This is a genomic window from Paenibacillus amylolyticus, assembly GCF_003719335.1.
Lineage (GTDB): Bacteria > Bacillota > Bacilli > Paenibacillales > Paenibacillaceae > Paenibacillus > Paenibacillus amylolyticus_D.
The window spans coordinates 177,824-195,327 of record NZ_RIAS01000001.1 but is presented as its reverse complement, the minus strand read 5'-3'; the positions used below and the strand labels follow the sequence as shown (position 1 = coordinate 195,327).

Genomic DNA, 17,504 nt, shown 5'->3' with positions numbered 1-17,504 from the left:
GTGCGGGTCTGTTTGCCTACGGAAGTGGAGGCTGAATTAGCGGTACAAGGTTGATATAAGAAGAGGTGTGACCCTGATACGACCATGGGCTCATGCCTCTTTTTGATATGTGCAGGACTCATTTTTTCATGCTCCATCGGTCCGATAGACGGGCAATTTTTGATATCCTATAATGACACTCGGGATGTCCATCCGAGAGGATTCAGGGGGAAGCCGTATAACTGGATTCAGAAAAATGGAGGTTAAGGAAATGACGAATAAGAAGAATACAATGAGCGAAATGCATATGACGAGTGAACAGCATAGCGTGTACGAAATGGTGCGAGTTGATGAAGAGGCAGGGATAAGAGAGGTGCACAACAGTTATAATGGCAACGTGAAAGTGAGTGAGATGGAACGTGCTTACGGTGGATGGAGCGTGATCGATCTTACTCCTGCAAAAGAGAGGCAAGATGTATATGAACTTAAGATGACAAGCGCCATCGGCATCTCCGATAAAGAAGCTAAGTTGGAGATCAATGGAAGAAAGGTTGAACTTCATGATCAGCGCCCGAGTGCAGAAGATATGGAGCCTATCACCGTGAGTCGTAAAGTCACCCATCGCAGGGGCAGAAAAAATGGCAAGAGAGCAGGACGAGTGAGTATGCTTCTTGGCGCCTGTGCAATGACGCTTGGACTTACTGTTGCCGCGCCTTCGGCTGGAGCCCAGAAGCTGGAGCAGGGCATTCGCAGTGAACACGTGGTGCAATTGCAGGAGCAATTAAGTGAGCTCGGGTATTTTGACGCTGGAGTAACAGGTTATTATGGTTCGATTACCCAAAGCGCTGTTCGCGAGTTCCAACAAGCGCAGGGGCTGAGCGCCGATGGTGTAGCAGGGCCTGTGACGCTGAACAGGCTGAACCAAAAGGTTAAAGCCGAAGGTGAAACGCTGCGTCAACTGGCGAAGTTGATCCATGGGGAAGCGCGCGGGGAATCTTTTGAAGGACAGGTCGCTGTAGGGGCAGTTGTCTTAAATCGGGTGCAATCGGGAGAATTCCCGTCATCCATCTCCGAAGTCATTTTCCAAAAAGGTCAGTTCACAGCTGTAGACGATGGTCAGTTTAATCTGAAGCCAACCGCAACCTCGTTCAAGGCTGCCCGTCAAGCTCTCAATGGTGCCGACCCAACGCATGGTGCGCTATTTTATTACAATCCGAAGATTGCCACGTCCGAGTGGAGTAAGAGCAGGCCCACACTGCTGACCATTGGGCAGCATGATTTTACGAGATGAGGTAGGATTGCAAGAAGCCAGCTAATTAGGCGGAAAGAGTGGTAACTAATTTTTTGATCCAACAACAAACCCTGGTTGAACGCTGCAGATGATTCGCAGATATTTCACCGGGGCTTGTTTTATTTATATGTTGTTATTGCGGATAAGGAATATATGGAGTAGTGGGACAGCGCAGATTCAATGTTAATCTTTAGTTTCGAATGGGATCGTCAATGAAGTCGGCTCTACAATTGTTTTTCCCGTGTCATAGTCATAGATCTTGTTAAAAACCAGTTCGATGGATTCCAGTTTGTCGGGATCACCAGTGTACACGAAACCAGCCGCTATATTATCCATGACTACACCATTATATTGATGATAGATATAAGGTTTCCTCATGAAATTACGATCTGCTGAAGTAGGGTTGCCCGTGTTCAGATGAACAGAATTCAGACCGTAAAATCCGATATTTTGATCCGTTGTATTTTCGACACTGTATAGGATTTTGATATAAGTCATTTTAGAAGCGATATCCTGTTGATTGAGAACCGAAATGTTTTTGCGGGTGTCCTCGGGAATATCATTAGCCTCTAGTAATTGGACATCCATCAGATGAATAGTTAATGGTCCAACTGCAATACTTTGATCTAGAGAAACTGTTTTTAACAATTTCAGCTGTCCACCGTATTCGAATATGCCCGTATCCCCAGCTTTAGATAAGATCGGTGATGATGTGTTTTCAAAAAGTTTATCACTAAGATTGCTCGCGGCCTGCTCGAATGCATTGTAATCTGGCTTAAGATCTTTGTATGTTAATTCCGACCGGAAAGGCTTCAAACCGGATTCTAATACAAGTTCAGGCGAAGCAGTTCGCGTGTGTAATGATGTGTTCTCTAGGTTTGTAGATGAGGCATAATCTGCATTGCCTGAACCACTCAAAAGTACGAGCGTAACCAGTAATTGAATAATAAACATGAAGAAGCGACACCCTTTCTCTTGATCCATTGATGTAAATACTTTTATTAATCATCATAACAAAACAATTTAGGGAGACCATGAGAATATCGGACTAAATTCAGATAATAACATATTGACGAGTGATTGATTCGGATTGGTAGCAAAGACCCATTGATATAAAGTCTGGTGTTCCGGATTGCTAAAGTTGAGTTCGAGGCATACTGTGTGCTACAAATATGTTTAATATCAATGGCATGCATTTGAATCAGGTCCATAGACGGATAGTTGAAATGGTTCTTTCCGGTAAAATATATTCCATGTGTCTTGTATCAGCGAGCGGTAAGGATTAATGGAATCCGTACAGATTATATGATCGCTTTGAAATGGATGAATTCGAGAATTAAAAGAAGAAAAATTAAAAGAGTCGGGTGAATAGAGATGAAATTACTAAAGACCTCATTGGTTCTAGTAACACTCGTGATCATTGCTTCTTTGGCATGGTATGGGTCCTATAAGAGTGATATGAAGCAACTTGAGGATGAGTTGAGGACGTATTTAACGGTTGAAAAAGGAATAGATGAGCAGACGATCACAAGTATCACAGCTCGCCGTAGTAAAATGCCGATGTATCCTGTTGTTGTCCGATTTAAGGACAATCCGGAGGAGCATATCTACTACTATAGAGAAGATGAATGGATTCAGCTTGCGCCTGATCCGAATTCGTAAACTATTGAAGACGCAAGCTTAATACGCCTCACGATTGGATTCATCTGCCTAATCCTGTACAATGAATAACGACATAACAACGGTAGATTAAGGATGGATTAGAACGATGAGGATTATTATATCACCAGCCAAGAAGATGAAGGTCGACACCGATCTGATGGCTAGCGCCGCGATACCGCAATTTATAAATGAATCAGAACAGTTATTAAGTCTGCTTCAAACCTTATCCTATGACGAGCTTAAAGCGCTCTGGAAGTGTAACGATGCCATTGCCGAACAGAATGTGCAGCGGATTCAGAACATGAATATAAAGAATAATCTGACGCCAGCCATCTATTCGTATGAAGGCATTCAGTATCAATATATGGCGCCTGGCGTTTTTCAGCAGGAAGAGCTGGCGTATCTGGAGCAACATTTGCGCATATTATCCGGATTTTATGGCATCTTACGTCCTTTGGATGGAGTAACCCCTTATCGGTTAGAAATGCAGGGCAAGTTGCAAGGGCCGGGATTCAAATCCCTTTATCAGTTCTGGGGCAGCAAGCTGGCTGATCAGCTTCAGGCGGAAAGCAACTGCGTACTCAATCTGGCTTCCAAAGAGTATAGCAAGAACATCACCCCTTTTCTAAAAGAGGAGACCCGCTTTATCACATGTGTATTCGGACAGATGGTTGGTGGGAAGCTGGTTGAAAAGGCAACCCGCGCCAAAATGGCCAGAGGTGAGATGGTACGTTATATGGCAGAGCGGAAGATTTCGGATGTGCACGATATTAAGGGATTCGATCGGTTAGATTTTGTTTTCTCGGAAGAACAGTCAGATGAGAGTACTTATGTGTTTATCTATTCAGAGGAAAAGTAGTAGTGAAGCTTATTTAATATGTAAGAGAATAACAAGCTGTTTTATTCCATTAAAGAGTCGCCATCTGGCGGCTTTTTTGTTTTATCCACACCCTTAAAAGGAAAAAAGTCCCTAAAATAAAGGACTAATTAACTATTACCTAAATTAAGGAAAATGACGATACTTATAATTCGACCATCTTTATCTCTTTTAAGGGATGAACTGGAAGATGAATATAAAGGAGGAAAAGAAATTTCATGAATTTACGAAGAGGCTTTATTATTTTTCTAGTTTTCTGGCTTGCTATTGGAACCATGCTTCCAACTAGCGGTTATGCACTTTCAGATCCATCAGCTTCAATAATAACGTCCGAAAGCACGGGTGTTGATGTTAACCGTTCTGCGGAGGATGCAGTGCTGATAGGGCAGGTGGATGTAGAGGGTTGGGACCCTGATTTCTATGAAGAACCTGAGGATGTAAATGAAGGTGAAGAACATATGAAGGAATCAGACCCGTTTACGGTGACGGATGATACATACGGAGAGCACATGTTCACTACCCAAGCAGCGGCTTTGGCGAACGAAACACTAGTCATGAATCCGGGAGAATCATATACATTCACCAATACCGGGACCGTTGCCAGGAGTTTAAGTATCAATGCATCAACCTCAAGAGGCAGTGCATATGATTATGCCAATTATAGACCGGACGGAAGTATTTCAGGTGATAATTTAGACTTTACCGGAAGTATAACGGTAAATTCAGGCTACACGATCGTCATTACATCAAGCGGGGAAAATCCTTTCACCGTTACGGTTCGACCGGAGTTTTCCTATGGTGTGTCCACAAACCCTGCGATGCACCGTGTGACTTTATCCAAAGGAGAAAGTTACCGCTTCTTCAATGAAGGATCACAGTCAAGAGTTTTAAGTGCGGGTACTTCCACAGCTCAAGATAAGAAGATAGACTATGCTGTTTACAAAGAGGATGGGAGTCTTGTAAGTTCAAATTTCCAAACTACAGGCAAGCCTTCAGTTGCTGGAGGAAATGAAGTTATTATTACAGGTGCAGGTTCACAGCCTGTTAGTGTTGGTTTTCCCTATGAAGTATACACGGGTGACTGGAGTGACGAGCCGGCGTATACACGAGTAACTTTGAATCAAGGAGAGAGTTATCAGTTTACGAATATTAGTTCCAAATCGGATGCGCTTCAGAGTGATGGAACCTCTAAAGATAAACATGATTACGTTGTTTATCTTCCCGATGGTACAGAAAGTACGACCGGGACCAATTCAACCACAAAGCCGACTATCGCTGCGGGTAGAACAGCTGTGGTGACACTGGTAACCTCAACACCTGTGACATACGGTGTGCCATACAGAACTTTCGATGTTCAGAAAGCTGGCGGGGATGCGATAACAAGAGTGACTGTATATCCTGGAGAATCCGTTATTTTTCGGAATAATGGATCATTAGCCAACCCAATTAAAAACAATGCGAGCAGCGCCAACGGAGCTGTTTTTGATTACACCTTGTATACCTCGGAAAATGTTGTGCATTCTGACGGCTTTAACAAAAATGTCAATCCGATGATCCGATCCCAAGGTTACGCCATTGTATCCGTTGTAGGGCAAGTTCCGATTGAATTTAGTTACACGGATGATTTTTCCTTTGAATACAGCATGGAACCTTCCCATCACCGTGTAACCTTGAACCAAGGAGAGAGTGTGACTTTCTGGAACTATGGTAGCAGTCGAGAATATCTCGACAGTGATGCTTCATCGACTAACAAAGCTCGTTTATTTGATTATGTAACCTATTACCCGGATGGTACAGAACGCAGTACTAAAAAATCAACAGCGACTGCTCCAGTTGTGTATTACGGAAATAAAGCTGTAATTACAAGCGTATCTGCACAACCTGTTACGATGGGGGCTATCTATACCATTTTTGATGTAGAGGATCGACCTAATGAAGCCTTGAGTAAAATTACTGTTGAACCGGGTCAATCCGTGAAATTTCAAAACGGAGGTTCACTTTGGAATCCAATTCGGAGTAATGCGAAATCGGTAGGTTCACTTTATGACGTAGTTGTATATAAATCAGATGGCAAAGCATATAGTGACAAATTCAATAATTATGGTAGTCTCGCTAATATTCCATCTGGCGGTGAAGCCATTGTTACTGTAGTAGGAAGCACACCTATCCTGTTTGAATACACAGATGATTTTTCTGTAGTAGATAGCAAGGAACCGGCATATCTGCGTGTAACGTTAAACAAAGGAGAGAGTTATGCCTTTACAAATATAAGCTCCGATTCCAAGAGAATCAGGACGGATGCCTCTAGTAATCAACAGAAATTTTTTGATTATATCATCTTCAATTCAGATGGAACGGAATCATCCAAGAGAACGGCAGTAGCATTTGATCCACTTGTCTTGGGGAGTAAAAAAATTGTCGTTACGAATATTTCCGAGCAAGCGATAACGTATGGAGGAATTTATCGTATTTTCCGTGGACAAGACGACGAAGTCCCATCACCTGAAACGGAAATTACGGTGAAGCAGGGACAGAGTGCAGTCTTCACGAATCCGGGTGCAACAACGGCTCTAATCAATCGGGTAGGAACAAACAGTTCCATTGTTGATTTTGTAGTTTACGAAGGAACCGATAAATTCTTGCATCTAACGGCAGGTTCAGACTTGGATGCTTGGGAAATACCTGCTGGCGGAACACTCGTTATGACTGCAATATCTGCTGAGCCGGTAACGATTCAATATAGTGCACCTGTGACAGCTAGCCCTAGTCAGGAGCCTGCACTCCTTAAACGAAATTTGGAGCCGAACACCACGGCGATATTCTCTAATACATCTTCTTTCTCATCCGTGCTCTTTACATCTCAAGTAGAAGGATTGGTCTACGATTACGTAATCCGTAATCAGAACCAAGTCATTGTTAAGGAAGGGAAAGATGCAGTAGGACCGCAACATGTACCTGGAAGATCTGATATTCAGGTGCATAATGTGTCAGACCAAACGTTGAAATTCGTAGCTCCATACCGTAATTTTACGGTCAAACAAGTGGAAGTTGAGTTTTTGACGTTGTATGAGAATACGGAAACCGAACTTCCGAAAGAGCAAAAAGGTAATATCTACTACCGTTTCAGTCCCTATAGCTCTGATAAATATCGAATTGCGATCAAAGAATCAGGAGATTTTTCCATCGAACCTCGAATGGAGTTGTATGAAGACAAGGAACTCAGTATGCCTCTGGTGTCTTCCGTAGATCAGGAGCAGGTGTACGGCGAGCAATATACCGTGCTTGAATGGGATCTGCAGGGTGGAAAAACGTACTATCTCAAACTGAGTGAAAAGGAAGGCAAACCGATAAAAGGAGCCATTAAAGCGGCCTGGATGAACATTCGCAACGATAACAGCTACGAATACGGTTATGCCAATCAATTGCTTAAAGTAGTGCTGTATACAGGAGATCAGATTGTTTTTGAGTATGACCGTAACGGTAATTTAACGAAAAGAACAAAGAAAATTTTCCCATTTAATTAATGATTGTTAAAACTAGGTTGAGGTGATGAAGTGTTTAGGAAAATAACATTGATATGGTTATGTGCGATATTAGTTTTTAGTGGGCTTGGCTCTTTTGCGTATGAAGGGCAGGCTGCGGCGGCATCGTCGTCAGAAGGAAGAGATTCTCTTCCTTCTGCTACCTATATTACAATTCATAGTTTACAAGAGCAGTTTGGTATTCAAGAGAAATGGATCAGAGCGAAACTCGATCAAGGTTACTCCTTGTATCAGTTGTATAAGGCGTTACAGACAGATCGCTCAGGCGGTGCGGCTGCTGAGAACTGGCTTCAAACCCAGGAAGTCAGCGAACCGATTACAATGGAGGGGCTACGCCCTTCCTCATCCACACCGTCTGATTCATCTCAGCTCAAACCCTTTTCAATCCTTGCAGCTGACGATGAAGTTCCAGGTACAGGAACAACCGTGGATCAAACAGGGCTTGATCATGTCGATCTTCGGGATGAAGCATCCCGGTATATGACGTCTTATGGAGCTGAGTCCATCTCAACTGCTACAGGAGAGATGACGATTCAAAGTGCCGACCTGTCACTTCCGGGTTTGATTCCCTTCGATCTGACACGTATTTATGATACAGCTAGAGCCAATGGACAACTTGGTGTGGAGTATGACGAAGCGACTCAAACGTATTCTAATGCGGTAACACCGCGTAAAGAAACAGCTGCAGGCCTTGGACAGGGCTGGCGTTGGGATCTACCTTTTATGGAACAACGTGGAGAGAACCAGTACATTTATGTTCCAGGTGTGGGTTATTATCGTTTAAACGCAAATTTGGAACTAGAAGGTTATGTATGGAATGATATTTCACTTAAAAAAGATGCAACTGTAACGGTGGATGGAGCAGCCAGCAGTTATCGTTTGTCCATCCGCAACGGGTACGAGTATTTGTTTACACAAACAGGAGAATTGTTGCAGATTACGGATGCCTACCGAAACGCGGTGAATTTCAAATATACGAATTCAAACGGTAACCGTGTTATCTCTCGGATTGAAAACAGCGAAGGTCAAGCGCTGACATTTACGTATAGCGATCTGAAAATGACTGTTCAGCTTGCTGGAACGGATCGGAAAGTGACCTATACTCAGCGTGAGGACGGAGATATTCGTATTCTGAGAGAGTTTACGGATGCGCTGGATCGAACAACGACCTATACGTACTATTATCCAGAATCCAAATTCAACTTTTTACCAGAGCTTCAACAAAATCAGAGTGCACATGGTGTGATGCATACGGCATTGCTGTCGCGTATTACAAGCCCATCCTCAGCGATAACAGATTATGCCTACATACCGGCTTTGAAGCAGGTTGGAACGTCTTCCGTACATTTTGTATACAAAGTCAGAGAGCGCAAAAGTCATTTTAGTTCAACAGATGCCGAAGGTAATCTGGACAAAGTTAATTTCGAATACTCTGGAGAGGATCTGGAGTCATACGGTCAATCCGCTTCATGGACGACCAAAGTGAAATCAGGAAATACAGTGGATACGTGGAAGTTCTCCAAATCATTCGGTGCAGCTGCACAGCCGGATTTAATCCGGGTGGATAAGCATGAATTAAGTGGAGATGGTGTCGTCTATAACACGGAGTACAAGTACGATAGCCAAAATAAACGGAATCTGCCTACAGAACAATCCGAATGGACTAGTGAGAACGGTCGCACAGGAGATAAACTGACCACTACGGTGATCTATGATACGAATGGAATGGTTACTTCCGAGAAGCAAAGTACGGGACAAGAATCCACTTATGCCTATGAAACCGGGAAGTCTCCGTACTTTTGGATCCAACCCATTCGTACAACGACTAAGATTAATGACAGGTTAGAAAGATACACAGAAACGACTTATAATGGACAAGGATCTGTATTACGAAGTGTAACCAAAAACGGATACGGAGGACAGATATTATCTGACTCCGAAATCAAACTCGACGCGAAAGGCAGAGTTGTCACGACAACGGATAAAGGCGGTTATCTGGCTAAAGACCGCGTTGTGACGCTGAGTTATGATGCGAATGCAGGACATTTGGTTCAATCGAAATCAACCATTGTCAATGATATTGCCGGGAAGGCAATTCCTTACGTTGATTCATACGAATATAATGGTGCTAGTGAACTGAAAAAAGTAACCGATGCTTCCGGTGAAGAAGAAACGTATCAGTATGACCAAGCCGGACGGGTTCTTCAAGTCACCCATGCGGATGGCACCAAATCAATCACTGCATATGATGATGTAAAAAATATAATTACCAACACCGCCCCGGACGGTATGGTTACCAAAGAGCGGTATAATCCGTTAGGTCTTTTGGCAGAAGAACAGACGGCAGAGGCTACCTATAAGTATGCCTACGATGGTGAAGGGAATGTCACTGCGGTTGAAGATGCTGAAGGAAATGTAACCCGTTTTGTCGTAGATGCGTTGGGCCGAACGACAAAGACTCAATACCCTGATACGACTACAGCCAACACAGCTTATAGCGCTGTAGATCGTACGGTAATGTATGAAGATGCCGCTGGCAACAAAACCCGAGAAAAAAGAGATGTATTGGGTCGCGTGACATTGTTAGAGGAATATAAGAACGGTTCTTACGTTCCATTGCAGCAGAAGGAGTATGATCTGGATGGCAATGTGACGGCATCTATTGATGGTAACGGCGAACGGACAACGTATACGTATGATGCTATTGGTCAGATTGCAACGGCCACCACACCGAAGCAAGAGACAAGCCGTTATTTCTACAGCTATCAAGGTCAGACGACTCAGGTCGTATCAGCGAATGGTCAGACGGTAACCAAACAGTATGATGAACTGGGCAGGCTGATTAAACAGACACCCCCTATTCAGGATGGCTCGGCAACCAGCTACTACTATGATAAACGAAGCAATCTGATCAAAAAGCAGGATCGACTTGGAAAAGTCACCGAATACACGTACAACAGTGACGACATGCTCACAAACATGAAGGCACCAGATACGAGCGTATCGTATACGTATGATGCTGTTGGGCGCAGAACATCCATGACCGACGACCATGGCAAAACGACGTACAGCTATCAGCAATCAGATGGAATATTGGACGGATTAACATTTCCAGATGGAACACAGTTGAGTTATGAAAATAATACACAGCAACGTCTGGGATACACGTTGACTGATGTAAAGGGACAAGCCCTTCGTATTCACGGAGAGCTCGATGTGATGAATCGGGTCACTTCCATGGATATTACCTCGGGTACAGGAGGAGCTTCTGCTCTTGCTTCATCGGGAACAACACCGGTAGATCGTATGACATTTAGTTACAAACCGAATAGTTCACTCGAAAAATTATCTTTTGGTAAAGGGCTCAGTACAAGCTACCAATTTAACGGATATGACCTTTCGGGGGTTACGATCTCTCAAGGAACTTCCGCAGTCCAGCAGTTTAGCTATGAGTACGACGGTAACAAAAACATTACGACCCGTACACAGAACGGAAAAACGGATCAGTACACGTACGATGAATTGAGCCGGATTCAGACTGAAACGGGCACGCAAAAAGAAACGTACACCTACGACCAGAACGGTAACCGATACAGTACCGGAAGCGGAAAAATATACGGTCTGAAGGATGCACAGTATACGTATGACAGCCAGAATCGTATGGTTAAAGCTACTGGAGAAGGTAAAACCGTAAACTATAGCTATAATGGCGATGGATTGTTGTACGAACGTACCGAAGGCGAGCAAACGATCCGTTATTACTATGACGAAGAAGCTAAATTGATGGCTGAGGCTATAGTAACATCAGGAAAAGCAGAGCTTACTTACGTTTATATCTATGACTTGTATGGGCAGCTATGGGCCCGGCAGGATAAAAAGACGGGCAAACTGGAGTACTACCAGTTGAACGGACATGGTGACGTTGTTGGCCTTGTGGACGATGCAGGCGAAGTTCTAAACAGTTACACATACGATATCTGGGGCGGACCGTTAACCAAAGAAGAAACGGTACCGAATGTACTTCGATACGCAGGAGAATACTGGGATGACACCGTAGGTCTGCAATACTTGAGAGCTCGCTGGTACGACCCAGGCATGGCCCGTTTCATCGGTGAGGATACGTATGAAGGGGAACTCAACGATCCACTGAGTTTGAATCTGTATTCTTATGTTCATAACAATCCGTTGAAATATGTGGATCCGAGTGGGCATGTGGCTTGGTTAATTCATGGAACTTGGAGTGACAAGGAGACATGGACAAAAGATTTTCGAAGTTATCTTGAAGGTGTTCTAGATGAATCGATTACAAGACTTAGTTGGAGCGGTAAGAATAAGGTTCCTGCTCGGGAAGAAGCAGCGAAAGATATAACAGAAAGAATATATAAATATTATTTATCTAATTCAAAAGAACCAATCCGATTAGTAGGTCATAGCCATGGAGGGAATGTGGCCATAATGGTAGCCAACAATTTGGCTAAGTTAGGGGTTCATGTAGAAACACTGATAACAATTGCTACTCCAGTACGTGAATATAAACTTACAACAGAAGTGGGTCAACATATACAAGTATATAATAATTACGACATTATTCAGAATAATGGTGGTCAAATGAAAAAAAGTGGGAAAGCAAGAAGAACGTTTGAAGGTGCTCTGAATATTGAGGTTATTCTTCCCAAAAAGGATAGAGAGTTTTACTGGAAGCTTCAAGGAGTTACAAATCATTCTTCAATGCATAGTAATGTAAATGTATGGAAGAAATATATTGAGATGAGACTAAATTAAAACTATTGTGATAGTTGTAGATTCATACCTGATTTGGAGGTGAGAGAATGTCAACTTTGATGAAATTTATCTGGATTGCTACTACATTAATTAATTTATCAGTATTTATTTGGTTTTTAATTGGGGCAACGTCTAATTTTCAAAGATCTCTGGATTTAGTCGGTATGCCGATTATGCTTCTCTGTGGTATACCTTCTCTAGTGATTAGTATTATTTCAATAGTAATTCTTATCAGAAAATGGAATTCCCAGTTAAGTGTAAGTACCATGATTGTAGGAGGAGTGTTTATTCTCATATTACTCTTCTGTATACCGGCATTTCTTAACGCCATAGATAATACAGTGGTACCCGAGCGAGTTGAAAGTGATCCAGTCAGCCGCACATCTGATCAGAAGTACGAGTATAATCTCGAATTAATCAACATGTCTCATAGAAATAATCAGGTAAATTTAATTATAAAAGAGGTTTCTGGTCAAACTCAGAAGAGAACGATTCCCCTAGATCTGGATGCTAAAGAAATCGTTGCATTAACTACTGGTCCAGGATCTGACTGGCAGTGGGCTGTCTTGCAACCTACAGAAACACCTGAAAAATACAAACTCACTACCACTGAAAAGTTGGGCATGCATAAAGTCTATATGATTGATGTTGTAAAAGGACAATCACAGGAAATTAAGTGAGAATTGTGAACAATGTTTAAATGTTAGCCAGCCCGTCAAAAGGCTGGTTTATTCATTTTTTTAATAAAGTGTTTTAACATACTATTTACAGATGGTTACAATATTAAAGAAAGTTGTGCATTCGTTACTTTATTAAGGTTATAGAAGGTGTGATTATTTGAAAAAAGCAGTATTCACCGGTAGCTTCTTGATCATTGCAACAATAGGTTGGATATGGTATTCAATGAATGACCTTACACCTATATCATCGACCACGCACATTATTTCAGTTGAACTAGAGGGTGATTCATCATGTAAGGTAACTGTTAGCGATTCGTCAAAAGGGCACAACAGAACGAAGACAGAAACCTTTGAAAGCCCATCATGCAGCAAATTAAAAGGAGAGGATGAACTAACCTATAGGTATCTTAACGAGGGGAAATATCTATACATCGTTTCAATTAATAAAGAATCGACAAAAGACCCTTTGACAGGAGTGATCACTAAAATGATTGAACATGATGGGAGATTTTATATTCACGTTATATCTCCTGTTTTTGGCAAAGAAACCTTTCCGATTGATAAAAAGGATTGGAACAAGTTAAATATCAGATCCAATATTACCTTTTATTTAGACCATTGGAATCATAACATTGAACTACTATAAATGGATTCGATTCGTAATAGAATTTATATAAGGGAGGTTGCATCCAATACACACTACCATCAAGGATTTATTAGATGCAGAGAGGTTCGAGGAAGCGATGACTCTGATTGCTGAGTTAGGAGAAAAAAGAGATCAATCTTCAGTTGAGTTCCTCATTGGAATTTTGACCGGAACCCAGAATACTCTTGTCAGAAATGAAGTCGCCATCGCACTAAGGGATATTGGAGACAATAGAGCGGTTTATCCGCTAATTGAGGCTCTTTCCAACGCTCAGTTGAGAAGGAGCAGGGGCACTCTGCTATACGCAATGGAAGAAATGCATTATGAGCCTTATATCGAGATCATTGTGGCATTGATCGGAGATGCGAGTTTGGAAGTGAGGCTGCAGTCATTTCTATTATTTGAAAAGGTGGCGGAGAAATTAAGCGAGCAGCAGAAACAGGTTTGCAAAGAGGCCTTATTGAAGTGTAAAAATATGCACACTAATGAATTGTTAGATGAATCATTAGCCTTGTTGAGCGGTTAGACATTTTTAGAATAATCCTTGAGTCTGAAGAAGTCTACTAAAAGAAGGAGCGAGAATGGTAAATGGAAAAAACCAATATTATGGTAGAGTTTATTATCACAGGAGATCACTTTGAACCAAGTTTAATTACGGAACGTCTTGGATTCAATCCAACAGGATGGTATGTAAAAGGAGAAAAGGTCGGTCATAAAGAGTTATATCGAAAAGAAACCTGCTGGTTCTGGGATACGGGTTATCAGGAGTCATATGATATTAATCATCAATTAAATGAAGTATTGCTGCTGTTGGAACCCCATATTGAAACTCTAAAGACTTTAAAAATCAAGCATCATCTAAATTTTCTATTCAGCTTCTCGATCAGAGTATTAGATAATGAAACTCCGGCGATTACTATTGAGCAAAAAGCTATACATACAGCATATGAGTTGAATGCAGAGTTTGATTTGGATTTATATATTATGTAGGTGATATATAAACGATGTGGTGGAAGCATGATCTTTTATCAATCAGAGGAGAGAAATAGAATGGAGAAAGACATCTTAATAAGTCAATTTCTAAAACTGTTTCCGGAATTCAATGATCGATATATCGAGCATGTGGAATTCAATCAAGAGTTTCTAGGACATGTATTCTTCGGAGATGAAGTGTCTACTCATGTGGAAAGATTGCTTCAGGAGCAAAGTGATTTTGAACAAATAGAAAAGTTCTTCCGTTTTTTTGAATGGATGGCATTACACTCGGACCTTTACATTGTACAAGTGTTATCTACAACGATATTGTACAACCTTGGAGGGGATATTGATGTTTTACATAAAGTGTACCAATATATGGGGCACCGTACTAAAAAGCTCTCAGTAGAAATAGAAGATTTGCACACAGGAAAGTATTTTTCATGAAAGTGAGGCAAACGAAAGGAATAGAATTCTGCTGAGTATGGAGGTGAGCGTGTGTCGAAGTGGATCAAATGGATTTGGGGTACAACGGTTCTCGTTAATCTAGCCGTATTTATTTGGTTTTTAGTTGGTGCTACTTCTAATTTTCAAAAATCACTCGATTTGGTCGGCATGCCGATCATGCTTATTTGTGGTATTCCATCTATCATAATTAATATGATTTCAATAGGCATTATAATAAGGAAATGGAATTCTTCGTTAAGTATAAGTACTGTTGTGAGAATGATCCTTCCCATATTTTCTGTTTCTGTTGATAGCACGAAGAGGGAAGAAAGCTGCAGGCTGGAGCGCTCTAGCAGGTTCAGAATTATATATTAGGTAAAGCCCGATAATTGATTGTAGATTAGAGATTTATGTATTTTAAAAAGATGATCTGAGTAAGATATGCTTCGAAATGCTATGGGACATGCCAACAGGATATGCATATACTGGGGGACGTAGAGTTTTTCAGACATTAGTGCGTTTATGAGTAAATCTGCAAGTGCAGATGAACAGAAAAAGGCTATATTGAAAAGCTATTGGCTAATCCATATCTGGTTAGGGGTCAGTGCTCAGCATCTGTCATTTCTTTAAGCTACCGACCCCCATGTTGTACTCACACCTTAGAGCAAGTGTCCGCCAGACACTTCGATGTCTTGGGCAGTGACCCAGCCGAAATCATCGGACAATACGTTCACAATGACCTTCGCAAGATCTTCAGGTTGGCCTATTCTGCCAAATACAGATTGCTCAGCCAGTGGTTTGATGAATTCGGGATGTTTATCGAATACGCCATCGCCGAAATTGCTGTGCGTAGGGCCGGGAGAAACGGCGTTGACCCGTATGTTGCGAGGTGCAAGTTCTTTGGCGATATAACGAGTCCATGTGGAGAAGGCTGCTTTTAACGAGCCGTAGGCAGAGTAACCTGGGAATGATTGGTTCTTGGAAGAACTCGTAGTATTAACGATGGCTCCATGATCATCCATAAATCGCACAAGGTGTTGTGTTAAAAAAACGGGTCCTTTAAAGTTCGTATTAAGAATGTTGTCGAAATATTCTTCGGTCATCTCATTGAACATCATAGGTCCGCCAATACCACCATTATTAACTAAGTAATCAAAAGTCGTTCTGTCCCAGATATCGTTTAGGTACTGTTTGACTTCTAAGGCGAAACCTTCGAATGTTGATATTTGGGTCAGATTTAACTTCAGTGCTACAGCCCGAACTCCTGTATTTTGCTCCACTTCCTTAACGACCGCTTCTGCTCTGTCCTTATAGGAATTGTATGTGAGAATCACGCTAATTCCGCGCTTGCCTAGCTCCAGGGCCGTCGCTTTTCCAATGCCATTACTTCCACCTGTTACGATTGCAATTTTCATCATATCCACCCTTTCTTGTGATCGATCTGGACTTTATTTTAGTCTTCTCTGCGGAAATTATATAGATCTAATCACACCTTTAAATTGCCTAAAACCACCACATGTAATTGTAATGAGCAGAGAATATCGTTATTTTATAAAATCAGAAGAGCCTAAAAATGCTGCTTCATTTCAGAGCTGTGTTGAGGGATACACATTCATCTGATAAAATAGGTGCATGAAAAAAATTATGGATGAAATTATCGAATTAATGAAATGTGCAGGCACTCGACCGATTGAAACCGAAGTTCCAGGGCTGAGCATGATTAAGGGAGATATTCCTGCTCATCAGCTTGCAGCACTCTACGAGCCGATGATTGGTTTTACGGTTCAAGGTACAAAAATGCTTTCAATCGGGGAGCGCAGAACTACACTGGGAGGCCCCTCATATTATGTTCTGCCGGTACATGTTCCTGCAACGGCGAGTGTGCATCCAGATAGGAATGGCGGCCCTTATATGTCTCTTGGTCTTGCGATAAATCAGAATGTTCTCCAACGCTTATTAAGAGATCTGCCTGAAAATCTAATCCCAACTTCTTCTGCACAGTTCGCAGCTTGTGAGATGGATCTTGAATTCATGGAGGCATGGCTACGCTTATTGCGATTAACTAAGTCAACCAGAGATATTCCGGCTCTTGCACCGGCTTATGAACGTGAAATTCTTTATCGCGTTTTGATGGGACCGCAAGGATGGTATCTGAAACAACTGGGTATGAGGGAAAGTAATTTTTCCAAGATTTCTCAAATTGTAAAATGGATTCGCGATAATTTTATGAGGCCCATAGACATCGGTGAGATGGCATCCAAATCGGGTATGGCTATAAATACCTTTCACCGTCAGTTTAAAAGTGCAACGGGATTAAGTCCTATTCAATTTCAAAAGCAATTAAGGCTTTTGGAGGCTAGAAATCTCATTGCATTTGAGGGTTATGCAGTAGCCAGTGCTGCATATCAGGTTGGCTATCAGAGTGCCTCGCAGTTTAATCGCGAATATTCCCGCTTCTTCGGTTTATCTCCAGCTCGAGATACGGAGAAACTAAGACGAATCGAACATGCCAGGGACTAGAAAATCCGGGGATCATTAGCATTAATCTGGACGGAAACAGTGTTCCCATTAAACTGTAGGACCATAGTATGGAAGCTCAACATTGAGAGAGTGGATTAATGAA

At 42.0% G+C, this 17,504-nt stretch carries 13 protein-coding genes; 11 read left to right on the top strand and 2 right to left on the bottom strand.

What is annotated here, in order from left to right:
* The first annotated feature begins 643 nt into the window (after positions 1-643).
* Positions 644-1,270, top strand: a complete 627-nt coding sequence (locus EC604_RS30940; RefSeq protein ID WP_123062824.1) for a cell wall hydrolase — start codon at positions 644-646, stop codon at positions 1,268-1,270.
* A gap of 183 nt (positions 1,271-1,453) precedes the next feature.
* Here the strand turns inward: EC604_RS30940 and EC604_RS00780 are convergent, their stop codons facing one another.
* Positions 1,454-2,224 (bottom strand): hypothetical protein, encoded by a 771-nt coding sequence (locus tag EC604_RS00780; protein ID WP_123062326.1) that lies wholly within the window; start codon positions 2,222-2,224, stop codon positions 1,454-1,456.
* Between the two features lie 420 nt (positions 2,225-2,644).
* Here EC604_RS00780 and EC604_RS00775 point away from each other — a divergent pair, with 420 nt between their 5' ends.
* The 9 genes from EC604_RS00775 to EC604_RS00735 all read left to right on the top strand — a co-directional run bounded on the left by EC604_RS00775 (position 2,645) and on the right by EC604_RS00735 (position 14,881).
* The gene (locus EC604_RS00775) at positions 2,645-2,932 is read left to right on the top strand and encodes a DUF3139 domain-containing protein (RefSeq protein ID WP_123062325.1); all 288 of its coding nucleotides are present in this window, start codon (positions 2,645-2,647) and stop codon (positions 2,930-2,932) included.
* Positions 2,933-3,038: 106 nt separating this feature from the next.
* Complete coding sequence (gene yaaA / locus EC604_RS00770; protein ID WP_123062324.1) at positions 3,039-3,791, top strand: peroxide stress protein YaaA; 753 nt, start codon at positions 3,039-3,041, stop codon at positions 3,789-3,791.
* A gap of 236 nt (positions 3,792-4,027) precedes the next feature.
* Positions 4,028-7,333: a hypothetical protein gene (locus EC604_RS00765; RefSeq protein WP_123062323.1), complete on the top strand. Its 3,306-nt coding sequence runs from the start codon at positions 4,028-4,030 to the stop codon at positions 7,331-7,333.
* Positions 7,334-7,381: 48 nt separating this feature from the next.
* Positions 7,382-12,133: an RHS repeat-associated core domain-containing protein gene (locus EC604_RS00760; protein ID WP_123062322.1), complete on the top strand. Its 4,752-nt coding sequence runs from the start codon at positions 7,382-7,384 to the stop codon at positions 12,131-12,133.
* Between the two features lie 47 nt (positions 12,134-12,180).
* On the top strand, positions 12,181-12,813 hold the full coding sequence (locus tag EC604_RS00755) for a hypothetical protein (RefSeq protein WP_123062321.1): 633 nt from the start codon (positions 12,181-12,183) through the stop codon (positions 12,811-12,813).
* Positions 12,814-12,970: 157 nt separating this feature from the next.
* Positions 12,971-13,459: a hypothetical protein gene (locus EC604_RS00750; RefSeq protein WP_123062320.1), complete on the top strand. Its 489-nt coding sequence runs from the start codon at positions 12,971-12,973 to the stop codon at positions 13,457-13,459.
* A gap of 37 nt (positions 13,460-13,496) precedes the next feature.
* Positions 13,497-13,985, top strand: coding sequence for a HEAT repeat domain-containing protein (locus tag EC604_RS00745; RefSeq protein WP_123062319.1), 489 nt, complete (start codon positions 13,497-13,499; stop codon positions 13,983-13,985).
* 62 nt (positions 13,986-14,047) lie between these two features.
* Complete coding sequence (locus tag EC604_RS00740; RefSeq protein WP_240036590.1) at positions 14,048-14,449, top strand: DUF4279 domain-containing protein; 402 nt, start codon at positions 14,048-14,050, stop codon at positions 14,447-14,449.
* A 60-nt stretch (positions 14,450-14,509) separates the two neighbouring features.
* The gene (locus EC604_RS00735) at positions 14,510-14,881 is read left to right on the top strand and encodes a DUF7674 family protein (protein WP_123062318.1); all 372 of its coding nucleotides are present in this window, start codon (positions 14,510-14,512) and stop codon (positions 14,879-14,881) included.
* A gap of 659 nt (positions 14,882-15,540) precedes the next feature.
* Here EC604_RS00735 and EC604_RS00725 read toward each other — a convergent pair.
* Complete coding sequence (locus EC604_RS00725; RefSeq protein WP_109998587.1) at positions 15,541-16,296, bottom strand: SDR family NAD(P)-dependent oxidoreductase; 756 nt, start codon at positions 16,294-16,296, stop codon at positions 15,541-15,543.
* A gap of 217 nt (positions 16,297-16,513) precedes the next feature.
* On the opposite strand from EC604_RS00725, the gene EC604_RS00720 reads away from it, so the two are divergent.
* Entirely contained in the window at positions 16,514-17,401 is an 888-nt protein-coding gene (locus EC604_RS00720; RefSeq protein ID WP_123062316.1) for an AraC family transcriptional regulator, read from the top strand.
* Positions 17,402-17,504: the final 103 nt, after the last annotated feature.